Origin of the sequence: Halorubrum sp. BV1, from assembly GCF_000746205.1 — an archaeon.
Taxonomy (GTDB): domain Archaea; phylum Halobacteriota; class Halobacteria; order Halobacteriales; family Haloferacaceae; genus Halorubrum.
Genome location: NZ_KN050825.1, coordinates 121156 through 134460, shown reverse-complemented (window position 1 = coordinate 134460; position 13305 = coordinate 121156). Strand labels below are relative to the sequence as shown.

The 13305-nt window shown below is 69.1% G+C and carries 13 protein-coding genes; 2 read left to right on the top strand and 11 right to left on the bottom strand.

Annotated features, from left to right (window positions below):
* Positions 1-36: 36 nt before the first annotated feature.
* From EP28_RS12220 to EP28_RS12200, 5 genes are all read right to left on the bottom strand, one after another.
* Positions 37-507 (bottom strand): Rieske (2Fe-2S) protein, encoded by a 471-nt coding sequence (locus EP28_RS12220; RefSeq protein ID WP_049984286.1) that lies wholly within the window; start codon positions 505-507, stop codon positions 37-39.
* A 64-nt stretch (positions 508-571) separates the two neighbouring features.
* The gene (locus tag EP28_RS12215; protein ID WP_080506163.1) at positions 572-1579 is read right to left on the bottom strand and encodes an aminotransferase class IV; all 1008 of its coding nucleotides are present in this window, start codon (positions 1577-1579) and stop codon (positions 572-574) included.
* A complete protein-coding gene (locus tag EP28_RS12210) occupies positions 1572-2255 on the bottom strand; it encodes an anthranilate synthase component II (protein ID WP_049984284.1) in 684 nt (227 codons plus the stop codon). The genes EP28_RS12215 and EP28_RS12210 overlap by 8 nt, the downstream gene beginning before the upstream one ends.
* Entirely contained in the window at positions 2248-3879 is a 1632-nt protein-coding gene (locus tag EP28_RS12205; RefSeq protein WP_049984283.1) for an anthranilate synthase component I family protein, read from the bottom strand. Before EP28_RS12205 ends, EP28_RS12210 begins: the two co-directional genes overlap by 8 nt.
* 100 nt (positions 3880-3979) lie before the next feature.
* Positions 3980-4465 (bottom strand): helix-hairpin-helix domain-containing protein, encoded by a 486-nt coding sequence (locus EP28_RS12200; RefSeq protein ID WP_049984282.1) that lies wholly within the window; start codon positions 4463-4465, stop codon positions 3980-3982.
* A gap of 113 nt (positions 4466-4578) precedes the next feature.
* Here EP28_RS12200 and EP28_RS12195 point away from each other — a divergent pair, with 113 nt between their 5' ends.
* A complete protein-coding gene (locus tag EP28_RS12195; protein WP_049984281.1) occupies positions 4579-5037 on the top strand; it encodes a hypothetical protein in 459 nt (152 codons plus the stop codon).
* 44 nt (positions 5038-5081) lie between these two features.
* On the opposite strand, the gene EP28_RS12190 is transcribed toward EP28_RS12195, so the two are convergent.
* The 3 genes from EP28_RS12190 to sppA all read right to left on the bottom strand — a co-directional run bounded on the left by EP28_RS12190 (position 5082) and on the right by sppA (position 8198).
* Entirely contained in the window at positions 5082-5906 is an 825-nt protein-coding gene (locus EP28_RS12190) for a shikimate dehydrogenase (protein ID WP_049984280.1), read from the bottom strand.
* A gap of 154 nt (positions 5907-6060) precedes the next feature.
* Positions 6061-7185: a DUF373 family protein gene (locus EP28_RS12185; RefSeq protein WP_049984279.1), complete on the bottom strand. Its 1125-nt coding sequence runs from the start codon at positions 7183-7185 to the stop codon at positions 6061-6063.
* 77 nt (positions 7186-7262) lie between these two features.
* A complete protein-coding gene (gene sppA, locus EP28_RS12180) occupies positions 7263-8198 on the bottom strand; it encodes a signal peptide peptidase SppA (protein ID WP_049984278.1) in 936 nt (311 codons plus the stop codon).
* 219 nt (positions 8199-8417) lie between these two features.
* Between sppA and EP28_RS12175 the strand changes: the two genes are divergently transcribed.
* Positions 8418-9947, top strand: coding sequence for a uracil-xanthine permease family protein (locus EP28_RS12175; protein ID WP_049984277.1), 1530 nt, complete (start codon positions 8418-8420; stop codon positions 9945-9947).
* Positions 9948-10129: 182 nt separating this feature from the next.
* Here EP28_RS12175 and EP28_RS12170 read toward each other — a convergent pair whose 3' ends face one another.
* From EP28_RS12170 to mfnA, 3 genes are all read right to left on the bottom strand, one after another.
* Positions 10130-11053, bottom strand: coding sequence for a coiled-coil protein (locus EP28_RS12170; RefSeq protein ID WP_049984276.1), 924 nt, complete (start codon positions 11051-11053; stop codon positions 10130-10132).
* A gap of 233 nt (positions 11054-11286) precedes the next feature.
* Positions 11287-11967: a 2,5-diamino-6-(ribosylamino)-4(3H)-pyrimidinone 5'-phosphate reductase gene (locus EP28_RS12165; protein WP_049984275.1), complete on the bottom strand. Its 681-nt coding sequence runs from the start codon at positions 11965-11967 to the stop codon at positions 11287-11289.
* 240 nt (positions 11968-12207) lie between these two features.
* Complete coding sequence (gene mfnA, locus EP28_RS12160) at positions 12208-13275, bottom strand: tyrosine decarboxylase MfnA (protein WP_049984274.1); 1068 nt, start codon at positions 13273-13275, stop codon at positions 12208-12210.
* Positions 13276-13305: the final 30 nt, after the last annotated feature.

Here is a 13305-nt window from a genome sequence, read left to right as displayed (position 1 = left end):
TGTGGCGTACGCTCAGTTCGGCGGTGCTGCGGGCGGTTAGTTTCCGGTAAAATCGATCCGCGAGTCGCCCGCGTCGCCGTCGCGCCGGGCGGGTCCGAGTCGAACGAACTCGTAGGCGTCGTCGGCAAGGAACACCGCGTCGTCGTCGACGGTCACGTCGACCGTTTCGAGGATCGCGCCCTCGCAAGGGCCGAAGTTGCAGTAGCCGGAGTCGGCCTCAAACGTCGCGCCGTGCTTCTGACAGAACACCTCGCCGTTGCGGACGAACGCGCCGTCGTCCTTGTCGAGGCGTACGTCGGTCCAGTGTTGACAGTAGTTCCGGAAGGCAGTCACCTCGCCGGTCGCCCGCGTGAGGATCGCCTCGGCCTCCGGCCGGCCGTCGTCGGACTCGCCCACGTCGCCCTCGCCGTCGTCGACCGCGTCGGCGTCGACGGGCCGAAGCGTCACGAGCAGCGTGCTCTCCTCCGGAACCTCCTTGACGGCGGCGACTCGGCGCTCCGCGTCCATACGCGTCCGTGGCCTGCGGCGCGTTTGAACGCTGCGGTCGGCGCGGGGAAGGACGGCCCCCGTATCACAGCCGCTCGCCGTCGTAGTACCTTTCCTCCACGCGTCGGTCGAACAGCCGCGAGAGGAGCGTGGTGAGCGGGCCCGCGGCGGCGTCCGCCCCCCCGCCCGTTCTCTCCCCTCCCGTTCCGCCGACCGCGATCCCGTCGACGGTCGCGACCGGCCGGATCTCCCACGTCGAGTTGGTGAGGAACACCTCCTCGGCCTCCCGAACCGCGTCGGGCGCGTACGCCCCCTCCTCGACGGGGATCCCCTCCTCTTCGGCAATTTCGATCACCGCGCGACGGGTGATCCCGGGGAGCACCGGCCCGTCGAGCGATGGCGTCTTGAGCGCGGTGCCGTCAGAAAAGAAGACGTTCGAAGTCGCCCCCTCGGCGACGTTTCCCTCGGGGTCGAGCATGAGCGCCTCGTCCGCGCCCGTGACGCGAAGTTCGAGTCGGGCGAGGATCCCGTTCAGGTAGTTGTGCGTCTTCGCGTCCGCGGGGAACGCACGCGACGACGGCTTGCGGGTCTTCGTCGTCTGGAGCGCGGCCGGCCCGTCGTAGACGGCTCCCACGCCGTTTTCGCCTGCCATCTCGTCTCCCACGCCGTCCTTGTTCGCGCCGTTTTCGCCCGCCCTCTCGTCTCCCGCTCCGACGCCCCCGCGAGGCAGGGGCTTCGCTATCACGACGACGGTCGGGTCGACGTCGGGCCGCGGGTCGAGCGTCCCGGACTGGACTCCACGGGTGATCGAGCACTTCACGTACGCGTCGTCGAGGGTGTTGGCCGCGAGGGTCTCGTCGATCCGAGCTTTCAACTCCGCATCGGCGACGCCGTGATCGAGCCCGAGCGTCTCGCAGGTGCCGGCGAGCCGCGCCGCGTGCGCGTCCCACCGGAACACCTCCCCGCCGTAGGCCCGCAGCGTCTCGAAGGCGGCGTCGCCGTACGCGAACCCGCGGTCTTCGACGGAGACCGTCGCCTCGTCGGCCGGGACGAGGTCGCCGTCGACGTGGTACCGCAGCTGATCTTCAGGCACGGTCCGCACACACCTCCGCGAAGTTCCGAACCATCGCCTCGCCGCGCGGCGTCAGGATGCTCTCGGGGTGGAACTGCACGCCGACGTGCGGCTTCTCTCGATGGCGGACGCCCATCACGACCGACCGCTCGTCCTCGGTGCGTGCGGTCTCGACAAGCTCGTCGGGGAGATCCTCGCGCGTGACACAAAGCGAGTGGTACCGGCCGACTCGCAGGCGGTCGGGGAGCCCGGCGAACACACCCGCGCCGTCGTGGGTGATTGTCGACGGTTTCCCGTGGACGACCTCCGGGGCATGAGTGACCCGGCTGCCGCGGTTGGCACACATCGCCTGGTGGCCCAGACAGACGCCGAAGACGGGGCGATCGAGGGCAAAGACGGCGGTGGAGACGCCGGCGTCGGCGGGCGTCCCCGGTCCGGGTGAGACGACGACGCCGTCCGGGTCGATCTCGCGGATCCCAGCGAGATCGACCGCGTCGTTCCGTCGCACCGTCACCGCGCCGGCGACCTCGCCCACGTACTGGACGAGGTTGTACGCGAACGAGTCGTAGTTGTCGATGACGAGGATGCGCGCGTCGAGGTCGCCTTTGCCGGCCCGCCAGCCGCCACCGGCCGGCGAGTCTCTACCGGTTTGTCGGCCATCTGCGGTGGAGCTCTCTCCGCGGCGCGCGTCAGTCATCCGTCACCTCCGGCCGGCCGATCGCCATCCCGCCGGCCGCGAGCGCCTCGTCCGTGGCGCTCACGAGCGCCCGGGCCTTCGCGAGCGTCTCGTCGTACTCGGCGTCCGGCTCGGAGTCGTGGACGATCCCCGCGCCGACCCGCAGGTGGTACTCGTCTGCGTGCCGGACCAGCGTCCGTATCACGATGTTCAGCGTGGCGCGGCCGTCGAACCCCACCGCGAGCATCGACCCCGTGTAGGGGCCGCGTCGGGTCGCCTCCAATTCGTCGATGATACGCATCGTCTTCGGCTTCGGTGCTCCGGTGATCGTCCCGCCGGGGAAACACGCCGCGATAGCGTCTGCGAGCCCCACGTCCGACCGCGCCTCGCCCTCGATCAGGCTCACGAGGTGCATCACCTCGCTGTAGCGGTCGACGCGGCGGTACTCGGTCACGTCGACCGTCCCGAACCGGGAGACTTTGCCGAGGTCGTTGCGTTCGAGATCGACCAGCATGGCGTGTTCGGCGCGTTCTTTGGCGTCGGTCGTCAGTGCCGTCTCCAACGCCGCGTCCTCTTCTCGTGTCTCGCCCCGGGGACGAGTCCCCGCGATGGGTTCCGTACGCAGGCGGGTGCCCCCCTCCGGATCGGCGGTCTCGTCGTCCGGGACGCGCTCCAAGAGCAGCTCCGGGCTCGCGCTCACGAGGTCGACGCCGCGCCGCGCGTCGCCGCGCTCGACGCCGGAGAACTCGATCACCCCCGAGTATGGGGCCGGGTTCACCCGCCGCAGGGCGTCGTAGGCGTCGACCGGGTGGACCGCCGCCGGCGCGCGGAGCCGCTGTGAGACGTTGGCCTGAAACGTGTCACCCTCGCGGATCGCCGCCTTCACCCGCTGGACCGCCTCTGCGTATCCTCCACGACCGACGTCGCTCTCGAACGTCGCCGTCGCCGCGTCCGAGGCGGGTGCCGGCCCGACCGCCGGATCGCCGGACTCGATCCGGTCTATCAGGTCGTCCGCCCGAGCCGCCGCCGCGTCGAACAGTCCGTCGAGCGCGTCTCTGTCGATCTCGGTGTCATCGAGGCCGACGGGCACCCGCGGACACGCGGTCACGCGGAGCGTGACGCTCGGTTCGCCGCCAGTCGGACACTCCCACGCCGCCACGCGGTCGAAGACGCCCACCTGTAGCCGCGGGAGGCCTCGGTCGTCGATCGCACCGGGACCCTCGGGCGGCGACGCCGGGAACGATTCCAGCTCGCGCGCGACGTCGTACGAGAGCCAGCCGAACGCGCCGCAGGGGTACGGGACCTCGCAGTCCCCGCGAGCGAGCGTCTCGCCCTCGGCGAGACCCTCCAGGGCGGCGAGCGTCGGCGACGGCCGGCGGTAGTCCCCGGTCGTGGACTCGCCCGCGACGGCCGCGTCGGCGGAGACGGTGAGCCGCTCGACCGGGTCGACACCGAAGTATCCCCATCCCGACTGCCCGCCCGTGGTTTCATAAAAGAAGCCGCCAGGGCCGTCGCGCGCGCGCCGGTACGCGGCGAACGGGTCCGCGACGGTCACACGGCACTCGACCGGCACCCGAGCACCGGCCGGCGCTGCGGCCGCGACTGCGCGGAATCGATCCCGGTCGGTGCGTACCGATCGCTGCATGAGAGACGGTTCGGTGGCGCGGAGGAAACAGTTGTGGTCCCGCCAGTCGATACCGATTCGAACGAGATCCGACCGCGACGGACGCACCGAGAGCCCCCGGTCAGAACTCGTTTGCCCGCTCGATCCACGTCGCGGCGCGCGTTTCGCCGACGCTCGTTCGCTCGGCGACGTCGGCGGCGTCCGCGGCCGCGAGCTGGTCGATCGTCTCGATGCCGATTCCGGCCAGTCGCTCGGCGTACGCCGGGCCGATCCCGGTGATGTTCTCGACGCCGGGACCGACGTCGTCGTCGTCGACCGCCGCCTCCTCGTCTGCTCCCTCCGCGGCCTCCGCCGGCTCCGCGGCCTCCTCGGTCTCGGCGGCCGAGCCGTCCTCGTCGACCAGCGCCCCGGTCGAGGCGGCGGCGTCCGTCTCGGCCGCAACCGGCTGTCCCCCGCCGTCCGAACCGTCGCTCGAACCGGAACCCGGCGGCTCCGCGTCCGCGTCGTCCGGCTCGTGTTCGACCGTCACTTCGGTGTCCGCCTCGTCGCGTTCGGCGGGGGCGCTCCCGAACCCGAGCGCCTCTTTGATCTTCTGGAGTAGGGCCATCGACCGGTGATACGACCGTGGTACAGTTAAAAGCACTCGACGCGGGAGCGCCGAGCACCGCCCCGCGAGTCGGTCCCGCCGGTATATAAGTGTCCCCGGCGCGTTCCATGGATATGGACGCGCTCAATCCCGTTATGTGGTCGGTCCACGTCGGCTTCGCGGTTCTGTGGACCGGCAGCGTGCTGTTCGTGTCGATCGCTGTGCTCCCGTCGGCGCTCCGCGGCGACGTCGCCGGCGACGCCCTCTCGCGCATCGTCGGCCGCCTCAGGTGGATCACCCGGATCGGCGCGCTGGCGTTCCTCGCCACAGGCGGCCACATGGCCGGCACGCTGTACACGGTCGAGTCGCTCACGGGGAGCGGTCGGGGTCACCTCGTGTTGACGATGCTCGCGCTCTGGTTCGTGATCACTGGCCTCGTTGAAGTCGCGAGCGGGAAACTGCTCTCCGGCGTCGACGCCGGCAAGCTCCGCGAGCCCGCCCGCGACGCGAAGCCGTTCTTCTACGGTGCCGCCGGGCTCTCCGTCGTCCTCCTCGTTGTCGCCGGCCTGCTGGCGACGCCCGGGTTCGCCTAGTCGCGGTCGGATGCCTCACCGGTTCGCCGAGCCGAACCCCCCGCTCACTCCAGCTCCGCCCGCAGCGCCGCGTTCATCGCCTCGACCGGCGCGTCCGCGCCGGTCCATAGCTCGAACGCCTCGACTCCCTGAAACAACAGCATCCACGCGCCGTCGATCGCCGTCGCGCCCGCCGCGGCCGCCTCCCGGAGCAGCCGCGTTTCGATCGGCGCGTACACCGCGTCGAGGACGGCCAGATCGCCGTGGAGGAACTCCGCGGGCACCGGCGTCTCGTCCGGCGACTCCATCCCGACGCTCGTCGCGTTGACGAGCACGTCCGCCGCCGCGACCCGCTCGCCGAGATCGTCGAGACCCCCACCGCTCGCGCCGCCGACCGCCGCCGCGAGCGACGACGCGCGCTCTGGCGTTCGGTTCGCGACGTGTACGGCCGCGCCGGCGTCGGCCAGCGCGAACGCCGCGGCCCGCCCCGCCCCGCCGGCCCCCACGACGACCGCGGACGCCCCGTCGAGCGAGACGCCGTGATGCGCGAACGCACGCGTTACGCCCGCCGCGTCGGTGTTGTATCCGCGGGGGCGGTCGGCGTCACCCTTGCTCACCGGAGAAAAATCGACCGTGTTGACCGCGCCGATCCGCTCTGCGAGCGGGTCCGCATCGACCGCGTCCGCGACGTCGCGCTTGAACGGGATGGTCACGTTGAGTCCGGCGACCCCGAGGTCGGCCGCGCCCGCGATCGCCGCCGCGGCGGCGTCGGCATCCGGCTCGAACGTCACGTAGCGCGCATCGATATCGAGCGCCTCGTAGCCCGCCTCGTGAAGGGGCGGCGAAAGCGAGTGGCCGACCGGGTTCCCGATCAGTCCGTATACGTCCATGCGCGTTCACGCGACGGCGAGCGACAAAAGGGGCGCGGTCACCGAGGGCGGTCGGTCACCGAGCGCGAGCGATCGCTGAGGGGCGTGGTGGACGAGCGCGAGCGATCGCCGAGATGTGCGGTCACCGAGCGCACGCGATCGTCGAGAGCCGCGATCACTTCCCGTCCCGGTCGGCGTCGATGACCTCTTCGAGCGTCTCCGTTCCCACGTCGCTCGCGACCTTGACGCCGACGAGCGAGACGACGATCCCGCCGACGATGAACGCGGCGAGCCGCTGGACCGGCGTCACGACGAACCACGCCGTCTCGAAGGGGTCGAGAATCGCCTCCTGTGCGAGGAAGTACCCGGCGAAGCCGCGGACGACCAGCCCGACCGCGACGATGACGAACGGGAGGTTGAGGTACTGCGTGCGGATCCCCTCGTCGCGGATCAGTTCGTCGAGCAGTCGGCCGACCGCCGCCGTCACGCCCGCGACAGCGACCCACGGAACCGCGGCGAACGCGAACTCCACCGCCTGCACGATCGTGGGCTCCGCCGGTCCGAGATCCGACGCCGAGAGCACGCCAAAAAAGCCACCGACGAGCGCGAGACCGGCCGCGACGACGTACGTCACGACCGACACCTGGCCGGCGTACAGCGCCTCGCGGATCCGCTCCGGCGCGCCGGCGACGACCCTGTCTATTGCGAGGCCCTTGTACAGGAGCGCGGCACCGAGCAGCCCGGCGACGCCCGCGACCGCGGCACCGGCAGAGAACCAGTAGAAAAGCGCCGGCAACAGGAGCAGCGCGACGCCGAAGGGGACGAGTACCGTCGACCGGAGCTGTTCGTCGGCGAGGAACTGTTTGAGCAGGTAGTACGTCGACTCGATGTCGCGGGCCTGCCGGACGACGACGCGATCGACGGAGTCGACGGGCATCCGGGACTCGACTATCGGAAGCACGCGCTCGTCTTCCGCCGAGTCGACAACGACGATCGCCGCGCGAGGATCGTACCGGTCCACGAGGTCGTCGAGCTGCGCGGCGAGAGAGCGGTCCGCGCCGACCGCGCTGTCGCTCTCGGCGGAGACGACCGCGACGACCGACTCCTCACGCTCGTCGCGGAGGTCGCGAGCGACCCGCAGTGATTCGAGGAGGCAGTTGACGCTGGCGTCTTCCGGGTCGCTGAGCCCGGCGTCCGTGACGAGCGACCGGACGGCCTCCCAGCCGGCCACGGGCATGGGGACGTTCGTGGCCCGGCCGATCGCCCCCGAGCGATCGATACAGATGACCAGCGTCGTCACGTCTCGATACTCTATCTGCCCGAATAAAAAGCTCCCCGTCGCCCGACTGTGAAAAATTCACACCCGCCGAAGAGCCGTCACCGCAACTCGACGTCGACGTCGCCGCCACCGTCGGTGAACACGCTTGCGACCCCGTTGCCGGCGGCGAACGCGACCCGCTCTGCGCCCAACCCGAGCCGCTCTGCGATCCCTCGTTCGGGCTCGAACTCGCGTATCTCGGGTTCTGAACCGATCAGCGACTCGACCCGCGATTCCACGTCGTCTTCGGTGCCCAACTCGTCGACGAGACCGATATCTGCGGCGTCGCTGCCGAGGTAGACGCGCGCTTCGGTCTCGCGGACGTCTTCCGGATCCATGTCTCGGCCCTCGCTCACCGTCTCGACGAACTGCTCGTAGTAGCCGTCGATGATCCCCTGTAAGTACTCGCGCTCGTCGTCTTCGATCTCTCGGAGCGGAACGCCGGCGTCCTTGTACTCCCCGGCGGTGAACTGCTCGTAGGAGATGCCGAGCTTGTCGGCCAACCCCGCCGCGTTCGGCCGCGAGCCGACCACGCCGATCGATCCGACGAGGCTCGCGTCGCGCGCCCACAGCTCGTCGCAGCCGCTCGCGATCCAGTACCCACCGGACGCACAGAGATCGGTCGCGTACGCCACCGTCGGCCCGTCGAACGCCGCCGCGGCGCGCCTGATGTCGTCGCTCGGAAGCACCTCCCCGCCGGGCGTGTTGAGTTCGACGAGGAGCGCTTCCACGTTCTCGTCGTCGTCGGCCGCCTCGATCTGTTCGACGATGTCGTCTGCGGTCGCTCCGCCCGGCCTCGACAGCGGCGAGGGTCGCCCGGTGTCCCGGGTGATAGGTCCGGACACGGACACCTTTGCGACGTTGTACTCCGCCGCGTCGCCGAACCGTCCTCGGGTGAGCCGCGCGACGACACGCGTGCCGGCCACCGCCGCCGTCGCGCCGACCGCGGCGGCCGCGAGGAGATCCGTCCCGTTCGAGCGAGGATCGCGTTCCATGCCTTCGGTTAGACGTGCGGCCGTATATATACTGTCGACGAGAACGCTCTCGACGCGCCGAGTGCTCGCCCGGATCCTGCCGCCCGCGCGCCGAGACGGACGACCGTCTTCGCCACTCGGCCGCGCGTTCGATCCGGCTCCGGTTTCTGTCGAAACCCGTCCACCGTCACGCGGCAACGATTGAACTTTTGTAGCCCTGCGGCGATTGACGCCACAACGATGGCAGGGAACGAGGACGAGAACACGTTCGTACAGTACGGGATCGAGGACAAACCGCCGCTCGGGAAATCGCTCCTGTTGGGTGCCCAGCATTACCTCACGATGGTGGGCGCGAACATCGCCGTCCCCCTCATCCTCGCCGGCGCGATGGGGATGCCGGACGCGGTCATCCCGCGCTTCGTCGGTACGTTCTTCGTCGTCTCCGGCATCGCGACCCTCGCGCAGACGACGCTCGGCAACCGCTACCCGATCGTACAGGGGGCACCGTTCTCGATGCTCGCGCCCGCGCTGGCCGTCATCGGCGTCGTGACCGCGAATCCCCCGGAAGGTATCGTCGCGTGGCGGGCGGCGCTGCTCCAGCTCCAAGGCGCAATCATCGTCGCCGCGTTCGCCGAGGTGGCGATCGGATACCTCGGGCTCGTGGGACGGTTACGGCGGTTCCTCTCCCCGGTCGTCATCGTCCCGGTCATCGTCCTGATCGGTCTGTCGCTTTTCAACTCACCCGACATCACGACGGCCACGCAGAACTGGTGGCTCGTCGGTCTCACGCTGGTCGCGATCGTCCTGTTCTCACAGTACCTCGGGGCAAAATCGAAGGTGTTCCAGCTGTTCCCGGTTCTCCTCGGTATCGTCGTCGCGTGGATACTCGCCGCCGCGCTGTCCGTCTCCGGCGTCATCGGACCGGACGCGCCCGGGTACGTCGACTTGGCGAGCGTCGCCGCGGCCGACCCGGTCCACCCGATCTACCCGCTCCAGTGGGGGATGCCGAGCGTCACGCCCGCCTTCGTCATCGGCATGCTCGCCGGCATCGCCGCCTCGATAGTCGAGTCGATCGGCGATTACCACGCCGTCGCTCGCCTCTCCGGCATGGGCGCTCCGAGCAGCGAACGAATGACTCACGGTATCGGCATGGAGGGCGTCATGAACGTCTTTTCCGGACTCATGGGCACCGGTGGGTCGACCTCGTACTCAGAGAACATCGGTGCCATCGGCCTCACCGGCGTGGCCTCGCGCTACGTCGTCCAGATCGGTGCCGCGCTCATGATCCTCGTCGGCTTCGTCGGCTACTTCGGTCAACTCGTCGCGACCATTCCGGGGCCGATCATCGGCGGCCTCTACATCGCGATGTTCGCACAGATCGTCGGCGTCGGGCTCTCGAATCTCAAGTACGTCGATCTCGACTCGTCGCGAAACATCTTCGTCATCGGGATCGCGCTCTTCTCGGGACTGGCCATCCCGGAGTACCTGCGGAGCGTCGGCGGTGCCGGCGCGTTCCAACAGGGACTGGCAGAAACCGCTCTGCTCGGTCCCCTCCTCGGTGCCGACGTCGTCGCGAACACCGTCTACGTCATCGGGTCGACGGGTATGGCCGTCGGCGGGATTGTCGCGTTCGCACTCGACAACTCCATCGCCGGGACGGCCGCGGAACGCGGCCTCACCGCGTGGGAGGACGCAGCCGAAGAAGACGAGGAGTTCACGTCCGCGTACGACCGCTTCGTCGCCGAGGAGGAGACGACCCGCAGCGACTGATAGAGCCGTGACCGGCTCCCGACCGCTTTCGTCACCACTGACTAATCGCTCGATCGGCGACTGCGACGGTCCTCACGCCGTGACCACTCCACCGACACCGCGGACTCCACGCGTCTGAACGCGGCCGCTCACCGAACAAGCGCCCGCACCTGCAAAAAGACCGCAGAAGCGTCGCGGCCGACCTACAGCAGGCCGGTCTTCTGGAGCTTCATCAGGTCCTCGGTGTCGAGCGTCTCGCCCTCCTTGAACTTCTGATAGATCTCCTCGGCCTCCTCTTTCTCCTCTTCGCGCTTCTCGGCGCGTTCGTCCTTGCGCTCGCGCTCCTCCTCTTTGTCGAGTTCGCGCAGACGCTTCTGGACGCGCACGAAGTCCTCGTGGTGCTGGTCGGCCGCCTCCTGTGCCTCCACGAACAGCTCGTGCATCTCGTCGGCCTCGTCGCGGATGTCGTCGGCCTCGCGGTAGGCCTCGATCATCTGGTTGTGATGCTCCTGGGCCTTGTCCGCGAGTTCAGTCACCTTCTGGTGGTGCTGGGACGCCTCGGACCGGACCTCTTCTGCCTCCTCGACGAGATCGTCGAGCTCGCTCGTGTCGTCGACCTTCTCTTTCTTCTCGGCGAGCTTCTCGCGTTTCTCGTCGATCTTCTCGATGAGTTCGCGCTCGTCTTCCGCGTCGAGGACCTCTGTCTGCTGACGGAACTCCAGGTCCTCGATCTCGGATTCGAGCTCCTCGATCGACTTGCCCGAGCCGAGTTCCATGTCCTGTTTGAGCTCTTCGACCTCGTCGAACAGTTCGTTGGCTTCGGCGTTGAGCTCGTTGCGCTTGTCCTTGTGCTCTTGGACCTGCTCGTTGAGCTCGTCGCGCTTCTCGCGGTGTTCCTGGGCCTCGTCGACCTTCTCGCGGGTCTTTGCGTTGAGGTCGTCGCGCTTGGAGGCGCGCTCGGAGGCCATCTGGTTCAGCTCGTTGCGTCGGTCCCGCAGCTGACCGGCGCGTTTGATGAGTTGCCCCTTGGAGCCGTTCTCCAAGTCGTCTTCAGAAAGGTCCACGTTGTCCGCCTCGTCCATCGCCTCGATATCGTACTGTTCGATGACTTCGTCTTTCGTTACCATTTTTTATCTCTCCATCACCGCTCCGGAGATAGCGACCGCTCGCCGTCGTGTGTGGGGCCGTTCACAAGAGCTCCCGTTCATTTCAGCGTGCGATCCACCAGCGCCGGAGGCGTTCTGGTACCGAACAATACCGTCGGGGCATATATAAAGACTTCGGTGATTCGAGTGCAAACCGGTAGCACGGACCGTGTACCGCCCGATCCGTGCCGAGCCGTCACACACCACGGTGGCGGTCAGGGGGCCGCGTCGACGTCGTAAGAGAGCACGATCCCGTCGTCGAGCCGTTCGGTTCCGACGAGTTCCAGGGTGGGAAACCCCTCGACGAACCCCTCGCCGTCGACGAGCGTCGGCGCGTCGCGGCCGCCGACCACCATCGACCCGACGTACACATGGAGTTCGTCGACGATCCCGGCCGCAAAACACGAGTAGATCACCTCGCCGCCCCCTTCGACCATGAGTCGGCCGATCCCGCGCTCGGCGAGCGCGTCCACTCCCGACGCCAGATCGACGCGATCGCCGTCGTCGCTCCCGGTGACGATCACCTCCGCGCCGGCCTCCGCGAGCGCCTCCCGGCGTTCCGTGGACGCTCCCTCCGAGACGAGCAGGTGCGTCGTCGCCGCATCGTCGAGAACTCGCGCGTCTGTCGGGGTCCGTCCCGTCGAGTCGACGACGACCCGAGCGGGGTGTCCCGACCGGCCGTTCCGCAGGCGCTCGACTCGACGGTCCTCCTCGTCGAGCGTGAGGTGCGGGTCGTCGGCGAGGACGGTTCCGACGCCGACGAGCACCGCGTCGGCCGCCGCTCGCACCCGATCGACGCGGTCGAAATCCGCCGTCCCAGAGATGCGGAGCTGTTCTCTGTTTCGGGCCGCGAGTTTTCCGTCCACGCTCTGAGCGGCGTTGACGACGACGTGCATACGCAGACGGTCGCGCGCTCGTCGCATGATCGTTTCGGTCCCGGTTCCGCCGCGTCGGCGGTTCCGCCGCGTTCTTCCCCGAGCATGCGACCGTTCATATGCGAAGCCGAACCGATCGGGTCCCGTGACGTAACGCTCGCCCCGAGCCGGTCGAGACGGTTGCACGGCGAACCGCTCGGGACCTGACTCGCCGTCTGTTCGCCATCGCCGCAAACGCGGCCGCCGAGAGCGACGGTGTCGTCAGTCCCGTATCCGGTCGAGATCGGCGACGAACGCCCGGAGGCCGTCGCGGGTCACGTGTGGCATACACACAACGCGGAGCGCTCCGCTCGCCGTCCGCGCCACCTTCCAGCCGGCCTCGCGCAGGGCGTCGAACTCGGATTCGGGAAGCGCCGCGGCGACGAGCGGCAGCGACGGCTCCACGACGTCGTACCCGCGGTCGCCGAGCGCCGCGGCGAGCCACCCGGCGTTGTCGCTGGCCCGCTTGACGGCGTCTCTGTAACCGTCAGGCCACAGCGCCTCCATCGCGGCGACCGCCCCGGCGACGCCGGCCCCGCTCCGCGTGCCCGTCAGCGTCGCCTGCGAGCGCGTCTCGAGGTAGGGCGTGTCGACCGCGAGCGCGTCCAGCGCCGCCGCCTCGCGCGCGAGGAGCCCGCCGGCCGGGACGGGTGCCTGTCCGAACTTGTGCGGGTCGATCGTCAGCGTGTCCACCGCTGCGTCGCCGAACGACCACTCGTGGTCGGTGAACGGGAGGACGAAGCCGCCCCACGCGGCGTCGACGTGCATCAGCGCTCCGGCGTCGTGTGCGATGTCTGTCAGCGCCGCGATCGGGTCGACGCGGCCGTACTCCGTGCTGCCCGCGACCCCGACGACCAGCGCCGTCGACGCGTCGACCGCCGCGTTGACGGCGTCGGTCTGTGTTCGGTGGTCGTCATCCACGGGAACGGTCCGAAGTTCGACGCCGAGCAACTCGGCGGCCTTGTAAAACGAGAAGTGGCCGCTCTCGGGGACGACGACGTTCACGTCGCTCGCGTCGTGTCGGTTCCGCGCCGAGCGGACCGCCTGCACGTTCGCCTCCGTTCCGCCCGACGTGACGTATCCCGCGGCGTCGGTCGGCGTGGGGTGGTCAGCGAGCGTCGCCAGCAGTTCGACCGCGCGCTCTTCGAGCGCCGCGACCGCCTCGTAGGTGGCCGGGTCGCCCGGGTTCGTTGCGAGGAAGCGCTCCGCCGCCTCTCGTGCCGCCGGATGCGGTTCCGTACACATCGAAGAGAGCACCCGGTCGAACGACTGCGGCTCGGGCTGCTGCATTCGGAGAGTCGTTGTCGCGGAGCGTGTTAT